This window comes from Marinomonas sp. MED121, from assembly GCF_000153025.1.
Lineage (GTDB): Bacteria > Pseudomonadota > Gammaproteobacteria > Pseudomonadales > Marinomonadaceae > Marinomonas.
This window is the reverse complement of the sequence record NZ_CH672429.1, coordinates 1,676,967-1,695,928: the sequence shown is the minus strand read 5'-3', so window position 1 is coordinate 1,695,928 and position 18,962 is coordinate 1,676,967. Positions and strand designations below refer to the sequence as shown.

The 18,962-nt window shown below is 42.7% G+C and carries 16 protein-coding genes; 6 read left to right on the top strand and 10 right to left on the bottom strand.

Annotated elements, in window-relative coordinates:
- Positions 1-5: 5 nt before the first annotated feature.
- The 5 genes from MED121_RS07685 to MED121_RS07665 form a co-directional block, all read right to left on the bottom strand.
- Positions 6-1,313, bottom strand: a complete 1,308-nt coding sequence (locus MED121_RS07685) for a TRAP transporter large permease (RefSeq protein WP_009833085.1) — start codon at positions 1,311-1,313, stop codon at positions 6-8.
- Positions 1,310-1,864 (bottom strand): TRAP transporter small permease, encoded by a 555-nt coding sequence (locus MED121_RS07680; protein ID WP_116371591.1) that lies wholly within the window; start codon positions 1,862-1,864, stop codon positions 1,310-1,312. Before MED121_RS07680 ends, MED121_RS07685 begins: the two co-directional genes overlap by 4 nt.
- 130 nt (positions 1,865-1,994) lie before the next feature.
- Positions 1,995-3,077, bottom strand: a complete 1,083-nt coding sequence (locus MED121_RS07675; protein WP_036178957.1) for a C4-dicarboxylate TRAP transporter substrate-binding protein — start codon at positions 3,075-3,077, stop codon at positions 1,995-1,997.
- A 272-nt stretch (positions 3,078-3,349) separates the two neighbouring features.
- Complete coding sequence (locus MED121_RS07670) at positions 3,350-4,015, bottom strand: malonic semialdehyde reductase (protein ID WP_009833082.1); 666 nt, start codon at positions 4,013-4,015, stop codon at positions 3,350-3,352.
- On the bottom strand, positions 4,012-4,908 hold the full coding sequence (locus MED121_RS07665; RefSeq protein ID WP_009833081.1) for a fumarylacetoacetate hydrolase family protein: 897 nt from the start codon (positions 4,906-4,908) through the stop codon (positions 4,012-4,014). Before MED121_RS07665 ends, MED121_RS07670 begins: the two co-directional genes overlap by 4 nt.
- A gap of 113 nt (positions 4,909-5,021) precedes the next feature.
- Here MED121_RS07665 and MED121_RS07660 point away from each other — a divergent pair, with 113 nt between their 5' ends.
- The 5 genes from MED121_RS07660 to MED121_RS07640 all read left to right on the top strand — a co-directional run bounded on the left by MED121_RS07660 (position 5,022) and on the right by MED121_RS07640 (position 10,745).
- Positions 5,022-5,414, top strand: a complete 393-nt coding sequence (locus MED121_RS07660) for a YciI family protein (protein WP_009833080.1) — start codon at positions 5,022-5,024, stop codon at positions 5,412-5,414.
- Positions 5,415-5,443: 29 nt separating this feature from the next.
- Positions 5,444-6,751: a malonyl-CoA decarboxylase gene (locus tag MED121_RS07655; protein ID WP_009833079.1), complete on the top strand. Its 1,308-nt coding sequence runs from the start codon at positions 5,444-5,446 to the stop codon at positions 6,749-6,751.
- 12 nt (positions 6,752-6,763) lie between these two features.
- Positions 6,764-8,284 (top strand): AMP-binding protein, encoded by a 1,521-nt coding sequence (locus MED121_RS07650; protein WP_009833078.1) that lies wholly within the window; start codon positions 6,764-6,766, stop codon positions 8,282-8,284.
- Positions 8,285-8,767: 483 nt separating this feature from the next.
- Entirely contained in the window at positions 8,768-10,249 is a 1,482-nt protein-coding gene (locus MED121_RS07645; RefSeq protein ID WP_009833077.1) for a catalase, read from the top strand.
- 145 nt (positions 10,250-10,394) lie between these two features.
- Entirely contained in the window at positions 10,395-10,745 is a 351-nt protein-coding gene (locus MED121_RS07640) for a DUF6164 family protein (RefSeq protein ID WP_009833076.1), read from the top strand.
- Here MED121_RS07640 and MED121_RS07635 read toward each other — a convergent pair.
- Positions 10,742-11,155 (bottom strand): CBS domain-containing protein, encoded by a 414-nt coding sequence (locus tag MED121_RS07635; RefSeq protein ID WP_009833075.1) that lies wholly within the window; start codon positions 11,153-11,155, stop codon positions 10,742-10,744. The two genes, MED121_RS07640 and MED121_RS07635, sit on opposite strands and share 4 nt — an antisense overlap.
- Positions 11,156-11,532: 377 nt before the next feature.
- Here MED121_RS07635 and rlmF point away from each other — a divergent pair, with 377 nt between their 5' ends.
- Positions 11,533-12,516, top strand: coding sequence for a 23S rRNA (adenine(1618)-N(6))-methyltransferase RlmF (rlmF, locus tag MED121_RS07630; RefSeq protein ID WP_009833074.1), 984 nt, complete (start codon positions 11,533-11,535; stop codon positions 12,514-12,516).
- A 133-nt stretch (positions 12,517-12,649) separates the two neighbouring features.
- Here the strand turns inward: rlmF and MED121_RS07625 are convergent, their stop codons facing one another.
- The 4 genes from MED121_RS07625 to MED121_RS07610 form a co-directional block, all read right to left on the bottom strand.
- Complete coding sequence (locus MED121_RS07625; RefSeq protein ID WP_009833072.1) at positions 12,650-13,564, bottom strand: pseudouridine-5'-phosphate glycosidase; 915 nt, start codon at positions 13,562-13,564, stop codon at positions 12,650-12,652.
- Positions 13,561-14,637: a carbohydrate kinase gene (locus MED121_RS07620; protein ID WP_009833071.1), complete on the bottom strand. Its 1,077-nt coding sequence runs from the start codon at positions 14,635-14,637 to the stop codon at positions 13,561-13,563. Before MED121_RS07620 ends, MED121_RS07625 begins: the two co-directional genes overlap by 4 nt.
- A 233-nt stretch (positions 14,638-14,870) precedes the next feature.
- Complete coding sequence (locus MED121_RS07615) at positions 14,871-16,448, bottom strand: alkaline phosphatase (protein WP_009833070.1); 1,578 nt, start codon at positions 16,446-16,448, stop codon at positions 14,871-14,873.
- Between the two features lie 376 nt (positions 16,449-16,824).
- Positions 16,825-18,516 (bottom strand): methyl-accepting chemotaxis protein, encoded by a 1,692-nt coding sequence (locus MED121_RS07610; RefSeq protein ID WP_009833069.1) that lies wholly within the window; start codon positions 18,514-18,516, stop codon positions 16,825-16,827.
- Positions 18,517-18,962: the final 446 nt, after the last annotated feature.

The following is an 18,962-nucleotide window of genomic DNA, read 5'->3' as shown; positions in this document are numbered from 1 at the left end:
AGTCCTTAGTTAAGAATGGCTAAAGAAAGAATGGGATAGTTAATAAGAATGATGAGTACCACTAGCATCACAAAAGCAAAGGGTAGTGCCCCCATGAACACATCTTTAAGACTGATTCTGTCATCTTCTAGCGTGGCTTTTATCACAAAGCAGCTAATGCCTAAGGGCGGCGTAAGAAGGCCTATTTCTGCCCCAATGACAGTAATAATGCCAAACCAAATTAGGCTAAGTCCCATAGGCTCAATTAAAGGTAAAAATAGAGGAACAACAATCAATATGATGGACGCGGTATCTAACAAGGTGCCTAAAAACAGCATTAAGCAAAGGTAGATAGTCATGATCCAAAAAAAGCCAAGTTGGTTGTTGGCGAGTATTTCACTTAGCTCGTTAGGTAACCCCGCCAGCCCAAGCATACGACTGTAAATCGAAGCGGCTGTAATCAAAAAAAGAATCGCAGCGGTAATATGGCCTGTTTCTATTAAGGCTTGCCAAAAAGCATGCAGGCTCATTTTACGTCGAGCAAGAGCAATGATAAGTGCTACTGCAGCACCGGATGCACCTGCTTCAACTGGGGTCATCCAACCCGTATAAATCCCCCCAAGTACCACGAGAATAAGTGTACAAAGTGGGGCCGTTTTGCTGAAAATCTCTTTAAATGACATCCATTCATAATCACTGGCAGGCCGTCCTCCCACATAATTCGGTGCGATTTTTCCCATACTCCAAATGGTTGCTATATAGGCAAAGGCGAGCATCAACCCCGGCACTACCCCAGCGAGGAACATGGCCCCCACTGATTGCTCAGCCACAAAGGAGTAAATGATAAGCATGGCTGAAGGGGGGATAATCATCCCCAGTACAGAAGAACCTGCGACAACCCCAACGGCAAATCTTGGGTTATAGTCATAACGCAGCATTTGAGGTACAGATACTTTGGAAAATACTGAGGCTGAGGCAATAGAAGACCCTGTCACAGCGGCAAAGACTGCATTTGCGCCCACGGTTGCCATGCCTATGCCACCTTTAACCTTGCGAAAGCCTGAATTCATTACTTGGTAGATGTCGGTGCCCATTCCTGCCTTTGAGACAATGAGTCCCATAAAGGTAAACAAAGGCACGGTGGCAAAGGTGTATTCCATGACACTGTCACCAATCGCAATTTTCAATAGATTCATAGCAAGGTCGAAGTTGTCTCGCATCAACCAAATAGAGACAAAAGACACGACACCCAAAGCAATCGGAATATAAAACCCTAGGTAAATTAGAACAATAATCGCAACGACCGACATTAAGCCGATTTCAATTGGCGTCATTTATTTTCTCCTACTGGTATTGGCTTGGGGGCTATCTCTGTGGTTGCCAAAATGACTTTTAGGATAAACAAGAGTGAACATAAGCAGGCACTTAAAAATATGGTTAATTTAATGGGCCACCAAGGCGCGGTGAAAACCCCTGGAATCCCGAAAAAATCATGACTTTCGTACATTTCGATAAATTCAGGCCAGATAGCAAGTGCGACACATAACATGAGTAAACATGAGATAAAATCGATTAACCGACGCAGCCAAAGCGTAAATCTTGGGTAAGTCAGCTTTAGAAAAATAAGAAAACCATCGGAACGCGTCAGGCGATTGACCCTGACCACATCCGGCAATTGTAAAAAGACAATCAGCACCATGGAAAACTGGACTATCTCAACCGCTCCCATAAAGGGTTGGTTAAATGCGCCTCGGGCAATGACATCGAAATTAACGATACTAACCAGGGCGAGCACAACCAAGGTGCCCACTGTATTGGCAACCATCGCTAAGGTATTAACAATGGGATTGAGCGTTTGGGCGGCTCTTATTAGGGTGTTCGGCATAACAAACTCCGAATCAAGAAAACCAATAAAAGCGCGCATATCCGCTACTTATTAGCCTTCATTTATATAGCTAAAAAGAGAACTCTAGAGAGCTTAAGATGGTTGACTTAAGCTCTCTTTAATTGTCTTTTTAAGGTAGTTCTGCAGACCAATCTCGTATAGGGTCATAGCCTGCACGAGCAAGTTTATCGATATAGGCTCTGAGCATTTCACTACCAGGTTCACCCTTTTTATCCAAAGCTTCTGCCCATTCAACGGCAATGTTTGGCATTGAGTTTGCCCAAGCAAGTTGGGCTTCTTTTTCCATTTTAGTAATGGAACCACCCTCTTTTTGGAAGTTACGTAGGCTGGAGCGAGCGCGAGTCATGGCTCTGCTTGCCACATGGTCACGATATAAGACGGCCACTTCTAACATGACATCTTTGACTTCTTGGGGAAGCTTTTTCCAATATCTAGCATTCGCTGTCACGGTTTTTGTGTTTACGGCCCCTAGATTGGCTTGCAACATATAAGGTGCGACTTCGACCACTTTAAACGTGTTTGCAGCTTCTGGCCAAAGCATAGCGTGATCGACAAGACCTGTTTGCAACATATTATAGAAATTGGTTAATCCTCCTCTGACCCCCGCGGCATTATTAATACCTTCTAAATAGCGTAAATTCATCCCAGCCCCAGCGACTTTACTGCCTTCCAGATCCGTTGCGCTTTTGATAGGTTGCTCACTAAAAACTTGGTAGGTATCCAGCACGACACCTGTCGCCAAGTAAACCTGATTTTGTTTGGCAAATTCTTTTTGCATGGTGGGGAATTCTTTGGCAATTTCATCCACTGCTTTTGCCACCACTCTGGCGTCAGCAACAATAAATGGCGTGACGGCAGAGAGTGCTTGGCTAGGGAGCTTTGAGCTATGGAAGATGGTAGTCACTATACCAATATCACCAAGGCCTAATTTGACCCCTTCTAACACGCCTTTGGGTTTGACTATGCTGCCCCCATAAGACTCTTGCCAGTCAATTTTATAATTGCCTGTTTCGGCAAGCCGTTTGTTAACATTGGGAATGAAGAACTTGGAGAACTCATTAACCCACATGGCTTTCGCTGGATAGCCATCAATGACGACCGTTTTAATGGTTTGGGTCGCCATAGCAGGTGTCCAGATAAGACTTGCTAGGGTTAAAGCAATGGTCGAGCAGAGAAGTTTTGTTATTTTCATTTTAGATTCCTCAACTAACACTGTTTTATTATTAATTTAGAAGCAAATAACATTCATTTTCTGTGCTTGCATAAGCAAGCTGGAGACAAAAAAAGCCTTATTGCCTGTTAGCAGGCCACTTTAGAAAACGCGTTTCTTTTTAAAGTAAGTCCTCTTTTTGCCTTAATTTACCATTAGTTTCTAGTAGCTTATTTGGGCTCCAATCATTTTCAGCTTGTCAGTCGAAAACGAAAGAACGCCGGAATTAAGCAGATGCCTGGTATTTCTTTGTTTTAGATAAAAGAGCACACATCATCAAAAGCAAAACGTGGTAACTTTTGAAATAAGGCTGTTTCATCAGCGTAACCTAGGTTGCATAAAAAAGTAGACTTTAAGCTAGTATCAGCAAAAAAGTCTTGATCTAGAATCTCATTTGAATAACCGGACATAGCGCCCACATCAAGCCCTAATGCCCTTGCCGCAATCATGAAATAGGCACCTTGAAGGGTGCCATTTAAAAATGCCGTTTTTTCTATGTGTTCAGGTTTTCCCTCGAATAAAGGACGTCTGTCCTCATGGGGAAATAGAAAGGGCAGGTGTTGCCAAAAATTCAAGTCATGAGCAATGATTGCAGTAACAGGTGCAGCCATCATCTTGTCGATATTCTTTGCCTTGAGTGCCCTTGCAAGTTTTTCTTTACTCGCCTTTGAGGTGACAAAAATGAAACGTGCTGGGCAGCAATTCATACTGGTAGCCCCGTTGCTCACTATGTCATATAGCTGGTGCAAGGTGTTTTTTGAAACGGCTTTATCAGTCCAAGCGTAATGGGACCTTGCTCCCTTTAGAATGACATCAATTGAGTCCTGATCCAGAACGCGTTTACGTTGACGCAACTCTCTTACCTCATTTTGTGCTTGGGCACGAGCTTGCTCCAGCGCTGTGCCTGTGAGTGCGCTCATGATGCCTCTCCTTTAGGGTGTACCTCATCAATAATAGGATTAGCACAAATGCCAATGCCTTCAATTTCGACTTCCACGACCTCGCCGGGTTCTAACCACCTTGCAGGGGAACGCGCATGGCCGACACCTGGTGGTGTGCCCATGGCGATAAGGTCGCCAGGTTCTAATGTGGTGTAGCTCGATATTTCAGCAATGACCCTTGCTACCGACCAAAGCATTTCTGAGGTATTGGCACTTTGTAGTATTTCATCCCCTACCCGAGTTTCGATTTTGAGGCCATGAGCCCCTTCTGGTAATTCATCTGGGGTGACGATAATCGGGCCAATTGCCCCCGTGTTATCGAAGTTTTTACCCGGTGTCCATTGGTGGGTTTTTCGTTGGTAATCACGTACTGAACCATCATTGAAAATCGTGTAGCCAAAGACATAATCTAGGGCTTTTGATTCAGGAATATGACGGCCATGTTTTCCCACAATGAGCATGAGCTCGGCTTCATAGTCCAGCTGAACTGAAACCTTAGGTCTAACCATAGGGGCTTGAGCCGGCATTAAAGAGCTATGGCTACGCATAAAAAGTGCGGGGTAATCAGGCACCTTATAACCACCTTCTTTAATGTGATCCATATAGTTAAGGCCCAGACAAATGACTTTGCCGGGGTGCTGCAAGGGTAAGCTTGGCTGTATTTGTGAAACGGGAATCCCAGGCGCTGATGAATAGCCTGATATTTTTTCTAACAACTGGGGGTTATTAATAATTTGGCTTAGATCTGAGCCAAATTGATTGTCTTGTGACGAAATATTGATGGCCAATTCACCTTGAATCAGAAAGACGCAGGGCTTGTTTTCAGACGGGTTAGCTTGGCTTTTTGTATCTTTACCTACAATTAATCGCATCTCACTTTCCTATTAATAATTGTTTTTTAGGATCTTGTGCTTGATTAATTTTTAGCGATAATTTTTAATAAAGTCAAATAATATCGTTATTTTTATTTCTTAGGAGTTAGCTCATGTTGTCTTGGTTAGCGTATAAAAATGAAGCAAAAGCGAGAGGCGCATTAGCACTAGAATGCTACATGCTAATTAGTTTACCGACTCAAGAGGGTGCTTTAGTAAAGCAGCATCTTGCTGACCATCTTGCCTATCAAGCAAAGCAAGAAGCCGAGGGTAAGCTGATGTTTGCGGGCCCTTTATCGGATCTTTCAGGTGAGTATATGGAGGGGGCTGGTATGATAATTTATCGAACACAAACCTTAGATGAAGCTCGCAAAATTGCTGATCAGGACCCCATGCATCTTCATGGTGCTCGTACCTATAGCTTAAGACGCTGGTTAATTAACGAAGGCAGTATGCAACTTGACCTTAAGTTGTCAGCACAATCCGTTAAACTGGGGTTAGATTAATGCATTTCTGATTTTCGAGGAGAAGGCTTATGCCACGCTGGAGTAATATGATCGAGGACCTAGTATCTAGGGTCACTGAAATTGGTAGCACCATGTTGGTGAATAATCAGCAAGGTGATATTACCCTGAGCCAGCAATGTGAGGCATTATTGTCAAACTTGGGTGAGGCGACTGGCTTAGCACGTTCTAAAGAAATATTGGATGCTTTTAAAGATCTAGATCAAGCACAAAAACTCGACTTTTTTCAAACCTTGTGCCGTGACTTTGGGGTTGATAATCAAGCCTTGAAGCAGGCGCTTGATGCGTGGCAAAAAGAGCCTAATGATGAGCATACCCGTAATATCCATTTTGCTTCTGAGCCTAGGTCACAAGAGTTAGTGCGTCGTTTGAATTTGGCCCCAGGAGGCACGGCTGCCCTCGTTAGCTTGCGTGAAGATCTGATTCTTCATATGAAAAAAAAGCCTGAGCTATCGGCCTTAGATCAAGATATTCGTCATCTTTTTTCTTCTTGGTTTAACCGTGGCTTTTTACGCTTAGAAAGAATTGATTGGTCGACATCAGCCAACATTCTGGAAAAAATTATTGCCTATGAGGCGGTGCATGAAATCCAAGGTTGGGATGATTTAAGGCGGCGTGTGGCTGCTCAAGATCGACGCCTTTACGCCTTCTTTCATCCTTCTTTGGTGGATGACCCTCTTATTTTTGTTGAAGTGGCGTTAACGTCGGACATGCCGGATACCATAGGTACAATTTTGGCGGAAGACAGGCAAGACTTGAACTTACAAGAGGCCACAACGGCTGTGTTTTACTCCATCTCTAATTGTCAGGCGGGGCTGAGGGGGATTTCCTTCGGTAACTTTTTGATTAAACAAGTGGTGGAAGAGCTAAAGCGTGAGCTGCCAAATTTAAAGCGTTTTGTCACCATGTCACCCGTACCTGGTTTAAGGCGTTGGGCCCATGCTGGCTCTGAACTTGCTCAACAGCATCAAGGTGTCATCAATGCTTTGGATCAAGAAACATCGCTTTTTCAGCCTGAGTTTATGGCGGCACAACAAGATGCACTGTCAAAACTGGCTGCCTGTTATTTATTAGATGCAAAAAACAAAAAAGATCGCCCATATGACCCAGTGTCTAATTTTCACTTAGGTAATGGGGCGAGATTACAGCAAATTAATTTATGGGCCGACCGTTCAGAGCGAGGTCAATCTAATTCATGGGGTGTGATGGTTAACTACGAATATGATTTAGCTTATATCGAGAAAAACCATGAAGCTTTCTTGTGTGAAGGGGTGATTAGCGCCTCATCTCAAGTTAGAAAGCTGTATAAAAATAATTAGAGGAGAAGACTTTTGTATCATTCAAATTACTTAGCAAACACCTTAAGGTCAGCATCCTTGGATAACGACAATGCCGTTTTTGCCTACCTTAAATCTGGTACAGAAGTGAGCTATAAAGAGTTATTTGAAAATGCTGAAAAAACGGCCAAAGTACTTATTAATGCGGGGGTGGAGCCCGGCGATAGAGTCGCGGTTCAGGTCGTTAAATCCATCACAACGGTAGAACTTTATCTGGGTTGTATTTTAGCTGGTGGTGTTTTTCTTCCTTTAAATACGGATTACACAGCAACAGAGGTTGAATACTTTTTGACCGATGCTAGTCCTAAGGTGTTTGTATGCGATCAAGCCTCAGAATCACTTATGAGTATGGTCGCAATGAAAGCTCAGGTTGCCAATCTACTGACCTTGGATCATACCGGAGAAGCGGGTTCTTTATTTGAACTTAGAGAATTAGAGAAAGCAGGCTTTGAAGGAGTTCAAAGAGCGCCGGAAGATCTTGCGGCTATCCTCTATACTTCAGGTACTACGGGTCGATCTAAAGGCGCCATGTTATCCCATGGTGCATTGGCTGCGAATGCCCTGACGTTAGCGGAACATTGGCAGTTTAGTGCGAATGACAGACTCATTCATGCCTTACCTATCTTTCATATTCATGGCTTATTTGTGGCCTTGAATATCACCCTGTGCGCAGGCTCTTCTCTCTATTTTTTAAATCGCTTTAATCTTGATGACATCCTTGACTGTCTCCCTAAGGCTAGCGTGTTAATGGGAGTACCGACCTTCTATGTGCGCTTACTAAAACATGCGGGTTTAACAAAAGAGCGCGTTGCAAATATGCGACTTTTTGTGTCTGGTTCTGCCCCTTTATTATCAGAAACCCATGATGCTTGGAAGCAGAAAACCGGACATGCAATTTTAGAAAGATATGGCATGACAGAAACCAATATGAATACCTCGAACCCTTATGAGGGAGAGCGACGTCCCGGCACGGTTGGTCTCGCTTTACCTGGGGTTGAAGTGAAAATACTCGATCCAGATTCAGGGCAAAGTGTCGCAACAGGAGAGGTGGGTCAAATTCATGTTCGTGGCCCAAATTTGTTTACTGGCTATTGGAAAATGCCAGAAAAAACAGCAGAAGAGCTCAGTGAAGAAGGGTGGTTCTTAACCGGTGATCTTGGTGTATTAGATCAAGATGGTTACTTGACCATAGTGGGGCGCTCCAAGGACTTGATCATTTCAGGTGGCTACAATGTTTACCCGAAAGAGATAGAGCTGGTGATAGATGAGAGCCCGAATGTACTGGAGAGCGCGGTTATTGGGGTGACACACCCTGATTTTGGTGAAGCGGTTGTGGCGGTCGTGGTGGCTAAAGAAAATTGCCAAGATGAAGCAGGGATAAGAGCGCTGTGCGCCGATGCGTTAGCGGCCTATAAGCGGCCTAAATCGATCGTATTCTTGGATGAGCTACCGCGTAATACTATGGGTAAGGTGCAAAAAGCAAAATTAAGAGAAGACTATGCTGGCTTGTTTTAAGCCAGCTAAGCTAAGGAACCTGCGATTAAGTCACCTCTTCTCAGTCTAATCTTTTAAGGTGTATAGGGGAAAAGTATCAATCAAGGGGTTACTTTGCGTTTATTAATAGAAAGTCATTGTAGGTACCTTTCGAGAAGTGACAACACTGGGTGTTACTTTTTCTGAAGTGCCGAGTAGGTATTATTTAAAGACCCGAAGGGCGTGGTCTAAAAGCCCTATCTTTACGTTGAGGAGCTTATCAATAGAATAACTATTAAGTTGCGCTCCTCGCCATAAATCTAGCGGCTTTTATCCACACGCTGAGGCGGGAGGACTTATTCGCAGGTTCCCTAACAAGGGCTTTTAGTTTTTTGCTATCGATCGTATTTATATAATCAATTTTATCTATTTATTATTTCCTCTTATAGTTATTGAGTCGAAGCGCATCAGGGCTTATCTGGTTTGCTAACACTCAATTAACGTATCAGTAAGGTGGGAAAAGTTATGCAAGATAAAAACAAGTCACACAGTGTCCAGGTACCACTAACCTCAGCCAATGGTGCGCCAGTGGCGGATGATAATAATAGTATAAGCGTGGGCTCTCGCGGCCCTCTAACTTTTGATAATCATTATTTGTTTGAAAAGCTAGCGCATTTTAACCGTGAAAGGTTACCTGAGCGTGTTGTTCATGCCCGTGGTACAGGCGCTTATGGCACCTTTACACTCAGTAAGAGTCTCTCTGATTTAACCATAGCAAACTTCCTGCAAAGCGAAGGTCAGCAGACTCCTGTCTTTGTTCGTTTCTCGACGGTTGGCGGTGGTCAAGACTCTTCCGATTATGCCCGTGACCCAAGGGGCTTTGCTGTTAAATTCTATACCCAAGAAGGTAATTTCGATCTAGTGGGCAATAATACACCTGTTTTCTTTTTGAATGATCCGATTAAGTTTCCTGACTTTATTCATTCGCAAAAAAAGGATGCGCGAACTAACTTGCCTAACCCGTCCAATATGTTTGAGTTCTGGGCAAATCACCCTCAATCCTTGCATCAAATGACCATCTTGATGTCAGACCGAGGAATACCAGCAAGCTTAAGGCACATGCACGGCTTTGGCTCTCATACCTTGAGCTTTTGGAACCAAGAAGGTGAAAGAGTCTGGGTTAAGTGGCACTTGAAAACAGATCAGGGAGTGAAGACATTAACGGAAGAAGAGGCCGCTTTAAAACCTGCCCATGGTGCCCAGCAGGATTTAGTTGAAGCCATTGATATCGGTGATTTTCCGAGTTGGACAGTCAAGCTACAGGTGATGACAGAGACCCAAGCGGCTAACTTTGCGATTAATCCTTTTGACCTGACTAAGGTTTGGCCACATGCTGATGTGCCCTTGATTGAAGTGGGTAAACTAGAGCTTAATCGTAATGTGGATAACTACTTTGCTGAGACTGAACAAGCAACCTTTGCCCCAAGTAACCTAGTACCTGGCATAGGTGCGTCTCCTGATAAGATGCTACAAGCAAGATTGCTCGCTTATCAAGATGCCCATAGATATCGTGTTGGTACTCATGCTAGCCATATTCCGGTTAATGCGCCTAAATGCCCGGTGAATCATTACCAAAGAGATGGGGCGCATGCTGGCGTTAATGCAGGGGCGAGTGCTTGTCCTTATGGTCACGGATCACAGCCTGAGGTGAATTTCTATCCTAATGACAGAGCCAATGAGCCAAAACCCAATGCCAGTTTACAAGCGCCTATGATGCCAGTATTGGAAGATGCTTGGATTGGGGCTCATAGCCAAGATGAAGAAGACTATTACTCTCAAGCTGGTGACTTGTTCCGCTTAATGAGTGCGGATCAACAAGCCCAGTTGGCGAATAATATTGCTGGTGGCTTATCCCAAGCTAATGCGTCGATTCAAGCGCGTATGTTGGCACAACTTGCCAAAGCGGATCAGGCTTATGCGGATGCGGTTGCAGCCTTACTAAACTAAAACTAACGGTTTTGAACGCCCCATAGCATGAGTGTTATGGGGCTTTTTTACGTTTTTCCATTGGAATCGAATGTTTAGAGATACCTTTATAAGAGGCTTTTGCTTATTATGGGCGCCTTAGCATGCAGTCGAAGGAATAGGGTTAATGGCCAAAATAATCTTCTCTCTAAAATATGTACAAGAGGATGAAGCAAGCGATATCCGTAGTTTGCTAATGGAGAATGAGATTGAGTTTTATGAAACCACGGCGGGTCGTTGGCAGATTTCCCTAGCCGCTATTTGGGTAAGGCATAATGAGGATTATGAAAAAGCCAGAGCACTGATTGAAGCAGATCAAAAAGTGCGCAGAGAAGCTTATCAGGCAAACATACCTGATATCGGTGTATTACCTTCTTTATGGCGACAATGCCGCCATAATCCGGTTGAGTTTTTATTTACTTTGGTGGCGATTGTCTTTGTACTGGGTTTAACCCTGTATCCATTTTGGGCTGTTTAAACCGGCACACAATCCTTTTGGCTATCTATCAAAGCCATTGCTATTTGATGCCTTGTGACTATGCCAATGATGCGTCTGTCTTCCACCACAGGATAAACCTTGGGCTTTCTGTCTAACATCATCTTGGCCAATGTCATTACCGTATCGCTTGGCTTCACACTGAGTACGTCTGTTTGCATCACAGTTTCAATTGAATTTGGCTGATTACAGTAGTAAGCATTTTGCATCAATTGCGGCAGCACATCTTGTTCAGAGACGAAGCCAATTAAATTCCCATATTTATCTGCCACAGGTGCGCCGGATAGCTTGTGTCTTGTTAAACCTTGAATGAGATCATTAATGCTGGTTTGCTGTGTCACATAATAAGCATCTCTAGACATTATATCTCTTATTTGTAATGTCTCTTTCATACACTTTTTCTCCTTTTAGAGCTTGATATGTAAGAGTTATCTTCAGCTTTAGTCTAGAGGGTATATGAATAAATTGCCTCGTTTAAGGCGAAAAATTTATTAATAAGGCTAATAGGAATTAACTGTTAGCCAGCGCTCGATTTTTATGACTTTACACGGCTTAGTACCAAGGTAAAAACAGCCATATAGTTTTCTATTAACAGGCTTTTTTATGCGCTAAAAACTGGAGGTAAATTTGTCGCTTTAAGGTGTGAGTTTGAAGACAAGCGAAATACACTGATTTAGCCTAATAGGTAAACTAACGGGTTTTTTTATAGTCTGCATGGAAGGTGGCTGATAGGTTATACTAGGCCTTTCTTATTGTTATTGATGCATTTATGACCAAAGTTAAACATCAAGCTAAACGTGGCTCTCGCAATCAAAAGCTCGAGTTACATCCTCGTAATCCCCATAGGGCAAGGTATGATTTTGCTTTACTTGCTGACTCGAGTGCCGAATTAGCCCCTTTTATTAGAAAGAATAAGTTTGGTAACGAATCCATTGATTTTGCCGATGCAGATGCGGTTAAAGCCCTTAACCGTGCTTTGTTGAACCATTTTTATGGGGTGAGTTTTTGGGATATCCCGCCAGGTTACCTTTGTCCTCCTATTCCTGGACGAGCGGACTATATTCACCATCTAGCTGACCTTCTTTCTGCAAGTAATCAAGGAGACATTCCTCGAGGCAAGGGTATTAAGGCTTTGGATATTGGTGTTGGAGCAAATTGTGTTTACCCTATTATTGGTCATAGGGAATACCAATGGCACTTTGTCGGCAGTGATATTAATAACGTAGCGATAGAAACCGCACGTGCCATTGTCATGTCGAATGCCTGTTTGAAGGGCAGTATAGTTTGTCGTCTACAGTCATCAAATCAGCAGATGTTTAAAGGTATTTGGAAAGACGATGAAAGGTTTGATTTAACCTTATGTAACCCACCTTTTCATAGCTCTAATGCCAAGATGCAAGCCGAATCACAACGCAAATGGAAAGGCTTAAACTCAGACGCTAAAGCCCCCAATAAGCAAGGTCTTAACTTTGGTGGACAAGATAATGAGCTTTGGTGTGACGGTGGAGAAGAGCGCTTTATCAATGACATGATAGAGCAAAGTGTGGCATTCGGTGAAAGGTGTTATTGGTTCACTAGCCTAGTCTCTAAACAAGCAAATTTAACGAGCATTTATCGCAGGTTAAAGCAGGTTGGTGCTCAAGAGGTGAAAACGGTAGAAATGGCGCAGGGTCAAAAGGTCAGCCGTTTTGTGGCTTGGACTTTTTTAATGCCAGACCAGAGAGATTATTGGGCGGATACTTACTGGAAGTAAGCACTGGAACTAAGCACTGGAACTAAGCACTGGAAATAAGCACTGGAAATAAGCACACAAGTTGAAACATATAAAAAAAGGCGCCTTCCATAAAGTGGGGCGCCTTTTTCATTTTAAGATAATTGCTTAAGCGTTAGTCTTTGACCAAATCAGACGCGATTTTAGCCGCGAGCTTAGCATTGTTAAATACTAACTCTATATTGCTGGCAAGACTGTTTCCGCCTGTTAATTCAGCAACACGGGCAAGTAAAAATGGCGTTGACTCTTTACCACCAATATTTTGTTCGACGGATTCCGCGAGTGCTTGTTCTACTGCCTTGTCGATTGCGTTTTTATCCATCGCAAATTCATGGGGGATAGGGTTAGTCACGACCACGCCACCTGCTAGTTTCATATCCCATTTTGCTTTAAGGAAATCAGCAATTTGCGTTGCATTTGTTAGGTTGTAATCGACCGTGTAATCACTTTCTCGGGTGTAAAACGCAGGCAACTTGTCTGTGTTATAACCTAGAACAGGCACACCTTGGGTTTCTAAATACTCACGGGTAAGGCCAAGGTCTAGAATAGATTTCGCCCCAGCACAGACAACAGCCACATTGGTTTTAGCCAGCTCTTGTAAGTCAGCAGAAATATCAAAGCTGGTTTGTGCTCCACGGTGCACACCACCAATGCCGCCCGTGGCAAAGACGTTAATACCGGCCATGGCAGCGACTATCATGGTTGCCGCTACTGTGGTTGCTCCATGTTGTTTAGTTGCCACAACAAAAGGTAAATCACGACGAGAACACTTGATCACAGAAAGACCTGCCTGACCTAAAGTATCAATTTCATCATGGCTTAAGCCTGCTTTTAAACGGCCATCTAGAATGGCGATAGTGGCAGGAACTGCCCCATTATCACGAATAATTTGCTCTACTTTTTTGGCTGTTTCAGCATTTTGAGGCCAAGGCATACCATGAGAAATTATCGTACTTTCTAGTGCGACAACCGGCTGGTTGTTGGCAAGGGCTGCAGCCACTTCTGGGCTAATATCTAAATACTGTTTCATTTATTGGCTATCCATTTTTCAATATTTTTGGGGCTAATATTTGGTGTGTTGGCAGAATCCGACTCTAAAGTCATGGCTGAACAAGCACTGGCAAACTCTAAGGATTGTGCGATAGGCCATGTATTGAGTTGGGCATGAATAAAGCCTGCAAATAATGCATCACCCGCACCCGTATCACTTACCGCATCGATAGTAAAAATACCGTGGGAAGCTTGCTCTTTATGATTCGCAAAAATAACACCTTCATTGCCAAGGCTTAAAAGTACGTTTTTCACTCCCGCCTTTAGTAGCGCTTGAATCAGCTCCTTATCACTGGCATCCGCTAAGCCTGTCAGTGCTTTGGCTTCATCACGATTGACTTTAAGCCCTGTGAGACGGTGTAAAATGGGCTTTAAGCGAACGGACTTTTGCACTGAGACAGCATCTGCATACAGGCTGCCTTGGCAATTGAGTTGAGCAAGCCACTCAATGCAAGCTTCACTTAAGTTAGCTTCGATAAGTAAGGTTTGTGCGGATAAGAGTAAAGACTTTTTATGGCTCAGTTGTGTGCCGTCTAGCGTATTTATTATTGCCATATCAGATACGGCTGCCACTAGCTGACCGTGAGGATCATTTAAGGCTAAATAAGTGCTGGTGCCAAAATCAGGGTGACGAATTACGGCATCCATATTGATACCAGAGCTGCGACATTGTTCTAATAACCAATCGCCAGATTTATCTTGTCCTATGGCACTGATAAGTGACACATCTTGGCCAAGTCGAGAGAGGTTTTCTGCGATATTTCTCCCAACGCCACCTGGGCTTTGGCTGATTTGACCTAGGTTGGAATCTTCTAAACGCAGTGCGCTAATGGCGCGGCCACAAATATCGAGGTTACAGCCGCCAATAACAACAATATTGTTATCTTCTGGGACAATATAGCCTTTGCCCAGAATAAAGCCTTTGTTGGTGAGGCGCATAATATGCCCCGCCACCGACTCACGGCTCATGCCTAATTGATTCGCAAGCTCTTGTTGTGTTGCTAAAGGGCTTTTTTTGACGGCAGTTAATACTCTGGTTTCTTGTTCAGACATAAAGGTGTCTCTCTAACAAAAGTTTATTCGATTAACAATATATATGAACTTAGCCACCTTTAGGCTTAATAGCAAGTTTTATATTACCCATATTTTTAAGAATTTTTAATACTAAGTGATTGGTATGAATAGACTATAGAAAAAAACTTGTGCATAAAAAAAGGCCAACCTGAGTTGACCTTTTTTGCGAAATTAGCCCAGTTAATGGGCAATCAAAGAACCAATCAATAGGCTTATTGAATCTGATTCTTCATGTATTGACCTAATTCAGAATGATGCAATATTGATGAAACAGGTAAAATTTTACTCGCAGGTCCCCAAGCGAATACGTTCACAGGTACGGCTGTATGTGTACCCGTTCCCCAAACAATATTCTGTGCGGTAGCAAGCTCACGGCCCATTAGATTGCCCCTATCATTGTAAGGAAAGAAAGCATCAAAATCGGTAATAGCAGGTACTTGTTTAGCTGATAAGTACTTGTGACCCTCTGTTTGATAAGGGTTTTGTTTATCCATCATGATGCGTTTAGCTTGGGCTTCATTAATTTTAAAATCCGAGTTTTCGTTGACAATTTTCACTAGATTAGCAGGTGTTTGCTCTGCTTTATCCAGCTTGCCAAACTTGCTTGTCATCGAATAGAAACTCATTTTTTGGTTATACAAAGCATCTAGGATGTTATAGCTACCAAAATTGAAGTTAGGCTTGTAATCACGATTCTCGAAGGCCTTACCTGAGCGTGTTTCTGCTGCAGGTAAATTGTCAGATGAGTAACTAAAGCCAAATGAACCTGTTTCGTGGTCTGCTGTGACTATGATTAGCGTATCATCACGGCCTGCAGCCCATTGGTAAACACTGCCTACGGCTTCATCAAATTTAACCAACTCATTGAGCATGGTACCGGCATCATTGGCGTGACCTGCCCAGTCAATTTGACCGCCTTCTACCATGAGGAAGAAACCATCTTCATCTTTTTCTAATACCGATAGGGCCTTCTCTGTCATTTCTTTTAGGCTTGGCTGTGTGCGCTCAGCTGAATCTTTTTTGATGCGGTGTTCAGTTCCATCAGCCATCCCAGAGTAGGCAAAAAGACCGAGTAGCTTATCGCCTGATTGTGCGGTTAGCTGAGAGCGATTAAAGGCAAGGTCGTAACCTGCATCTTGGGCCTCAAGCAAAAGATTACGCTCGTCTTTACGTTTAGATTTTAAGTAAACGCTGCCTTGAGTCATATCGTTTAACTGGTTATAAACCGCACCTTTGTCATTGGTTGATTGCGGAATAAAATAGCGCAAACCACCTGATAACATGACATCAACACCGGTTTCTAGCATATCTACGGCAATTTCGTTTTCTAACGAACGGTGAGGTTGGTGAGCCGCAAAAGCAGCGGGTGTTGCATGGGTCAGACGAGTATCGGATACAAGCCCTGTTGCTTTACCAAGGCGTTGTGCTTTTTCGAGTATGGTCTCAACATGGTTGCCGTCTGCATCTATCCCTATTACTTCAGAACCTGTGTAGATACCGGTAGAAAGTTGGGTTGCTGAACACGCTGAGTCAACGACAATCGCATCACTTGGGTTAGTCAAAGACGCGCCTATAACACCTTCTTTTGCCAGTTGGGCTAGGGAGGTTGTACGTCCCTTATAAATAGAGCTTGGCGCATGTTTGGCGTAGGTTTCTAATAACCCCACTTGCTGAGGCCCCATACCATCGCCAATCATGAGGATGACATTTTTTATCTCTGCGGCAACGGATGTCATGGGCAGCGTTGCAGCGAGTGTGGTGGTTAAAAATACTTTACTAAGTTTGTTCATATATCCCTCTTACCTAGATCGTTATAGACCCTTTGATTTTTAAATCATAAGGGCTGAGTGACCGCGACTCTTGTCTTCATGACACATTGCGGCATTTCAAATGAATGCTTATTAAAAACGAAAAAGCGATTGATTTTAGTAAATAACAGAACGAAATGATATAAACATTATCTATGTTAGATCGGCCAAAATTTGACATAAACCGATCATTTTTTAAATTGTTTGCGTCTAGATGACGGCTTAGATAATGAAATCTCTCTATTGATATCTTTATGGCTGTCTCATATGGGTTAAAGAGATGAGGGGGGTGAAGCAGAAAATCGAGGCAAAAAAAAGCAGGCCGTTAAGCCTGCCCAAAAATCAATAACCTTAAGTGTTAGACTTTAAACTGATGAATGTTGTTATTGAGTTCAATCACTTGTTGGGTAATTTGCTGATTTGACGCTGTTGCTTGCTCTGCGCCCTCGGTTGTACTGACTGAGATATCTTGAATATTTTGCAAGTTGTTTGTGATTTCTGCTGTTACTTGGGATTGCTCTTCTACAGCAGCTGCGATCTGAGTATTTAAGTCAGAAATTCTACTAACGGCTTCATACGCTTCTTCAAATGAATGACTTGTCTCTGTACTTTTTGCTAAGCAGGCTTCTGTTTTGGTATTTCCATTTTGCATACTCGAAACCGCTTGGCTTGCTTCTCTTTGTAGTTTTTCAACCAGCTCTTGAATATCGACAGTCGATTCTTGAGTTCTTTGCGCTAAAGATCTTACTTCATCCGCTACTACAGCGAAGCCTCGTCCCGTTTCACCAGCACGTGCTGCTTCAATCGCGGCGTTTAATGCCAAGAGGTTGGTTTGCTCAGCAATACCTCTAATGGCATCGAGTACGGTACCTATGCTCTCGGTTTCTTTTGCCAGGGTTTCGATATCTTTAGAGGTACGGGTAACTTCGTCTGCCATTTCACGAATGATCTCTTGGGTTTCATCAGCAGAGCGTTTACCTTTTTCCACACTGTTTTTTACGGTTTCAGCTATCTCTGCTGCTGACGCTGTATTGATTGCGACTTCTTGTGTCGCAGTATTCATTTCAGAAATGGCACTGGATACTGTTGAGGTTTCACCTTGCTGGTTTCTAATTGCGTTTTGCGTATCCTCGATAATACGTAATGAGTTATTTGAGGATTTCTCTAATTCGACCGATGAGTGCGCGATATTTCTCACGGATGTTGCTAGCTGATCTACAAATCTATCAAAGTATTTAGATACAGTACCTATCTCATCTTGCATTGGACTATTAATACGTTGGGTCAGGTCTCCTTCCCCTTTGGTAATATCAATTAATCTGTCCTGTAGATTCTTGATCGGCTTTGAGATTGAACGACCAACTAGGATAGGGATAATGATGGCAAAAATAACTGAGCAAATCAGTACGGTAGCAATTTGGTTAATCGCAGTTTTTTCGTCATGCTCAGCTTTTAGGGCTGCATTAGCGGTAAATACTTGAATATCATGTAGGGTATCAATGAGTTCTTTGTCTAATTGGTCTTGGTGTTTTTCAAGCGTTGGCAAGATTTTCAGAGCGGCATCAACATTGCCTGCAACCATTAAGTCTGCCACTTCGAACGATTCATGCTCAGTTACTTTAAAGTGCTCGTTTATAGTCAGCATTTGTGCTTGTATGGAATTTAATTTATCAATGCCTTCTTGGGTGTGGGCAATGCCTAATCCTGCAACGAGAATTTCATCCGCTTCAACGAGTTCATGCTCTATCTCTAATGAGATTTTTTTCATCTTGTCCACATGAATCATCATGTCATCTTTTTTCTTGGCATTAGTTTGCGCCAAAACACCGTATAAGACTGATCTTTCTAACTCGATCACTTGAGCTAGCTGATGCTCAGTTATCTCGGTTAGTTTGTTGGTCAATGGCATATCGATTTCGGCAATATCAATAATTTCGTTACCGATATCCTGCATTTGCTTTAGGCCAATAAAACCAACGAGCAAAATTAGAAAAAGGAGGGATGCCCCTAAGAAATAAACTTTATGAATTATTTTAATACGATTAAGCATGGTTAAAACCTCTATTAAGGTTATTGATTTATGTGATATCAACAAGCTGATTTAGCGCTGCTACTTCATCTCATACCACTAAATTCCTTGATATTATGGTTATAATCATAACGTCATGTCCATGATTAAGTGTTAAGTATAATTGTATTTTTTTTTCTGTCTGAAAGCTTATGTACTGTTTTATTACGAAAGGTAGAGTTAATGCAGCTTTATGTATGTTTTGCCTGTTTTTTTAGTTTTTTTACGCTTAAGTTTTTTTAAATTTAATTAAAAAACTGAATAGAGGTATAATAAATGATTGAGATTTTTTAAGCTTTTTTGGATGTATTTATGCTATACCTTTTCAGGATTTCTCTCCTGGCGTTGTTATTAATCCTAGTAACCTTATATGGATTATTCACTTTTCCTTTCTTCCCTAAATCTAAAAATAAGGTTTATTTGATCGC

Coding starts and splice junctions, on each gene's coding strand:
- MED121_RS07685 (WP_009833085.1), bottom strand. CDS start 1,313: ATGACGCCAATTGAAATCGGCTTAATGTCGGTCGTTGCGATTATTGTT.
- MED121_RS07680 (WP_116371591.1), bottom strand. CDS start 1,864: ATGCCGAACACCCTAATAAGAGCCGCCCAAACGCTCAATCCCATTGTT.
- MED121_RS07675 (WP_036178957.1), bottom strand. CDS start 3,077: ATGAAAATAACAAAACTTCTCTGCTCGACCATTGCTTTAACCCTAGCA.
- MED121_RS07670 (WP_009833082.1), bottom strand. CDS start 4,015: ATGAGCGCACTCACAGGCACAGCGCTGGAGCAAGCTCGTGCCCAAGCA.
- MED121_RS07665 (WP_009833081.1), bottom strand. CDS start 4,908: ATGCGATTAATTGTAGGTAAAGATACAAAAAGCCAAGCTAACCCGTCT.
- MED121_RS07660 (WP_009833080.1), top strand. CDS start 5,022: ATGTTGTCTTGGTTAGCGTATAAAAATGAAGCAAAAGCGAGAGGCGCA.
- MED121_RS07655 (WP_009833079.1), top strand. CDS start 5,444: ATGCCACGCTGGAGTAATATGATCGAGGACCTAGTATCTAGGGTCACT.
- MED121_RS07645 (WP_009833077.1), top strand. CDS start 8,768: ATGCAAGATAAAAACAAGTCACACAGTGTCCAGGTACCACTAACCTCA.
- MED121_RS07640 (WP_009833076.1), top strand. CDS start 10,395: ATGGCCAAAATAATCTTCTCTCTAAAATATGTACAAGAGGATGAAGCA.
- MED121_RS07635 (WP_009833075.1), bottom strand. CDS start 11,155: ATGAAAGAGACATTACAAATAAGAGATATAATGTCTAGAGATGCTTAT.
- rlmF (WP_009833074.1), top strand. CDS start 11,533: ATGACCAAAGTTAAACATCAAGCTAAACGTGGCTCTCGCAATCAAAAG.
- MED121_RS07625 (WP_009833072.1), bottom strand. CDS start 13,564: ATGAAACAGTATTTAGATATTAGCCCAGAAGTGGCTGCAGCCCTTGCC.
- MED121_RS07620 (WP_009833071.1), bottom strand. CDS start 14,637: ATGTCTGAACAAGAAACCAGAGTATTAACTGCCGTCAAAAAAAGCCCT.
- MED121_RS07615 (WP_009833070.1), bottom strand. CDS start 16,448: ATGAACAAACTTAGTAAAGTATTTTTAACCACCACACTCGCTGCAACG.
- MED121_RS07610 (WP_009833069.1), bottom strand. CDS start 18,516: ATGCTTAATCGTATTAAAATAATTCATAAAGTTTATTTCTTAGGGGCA.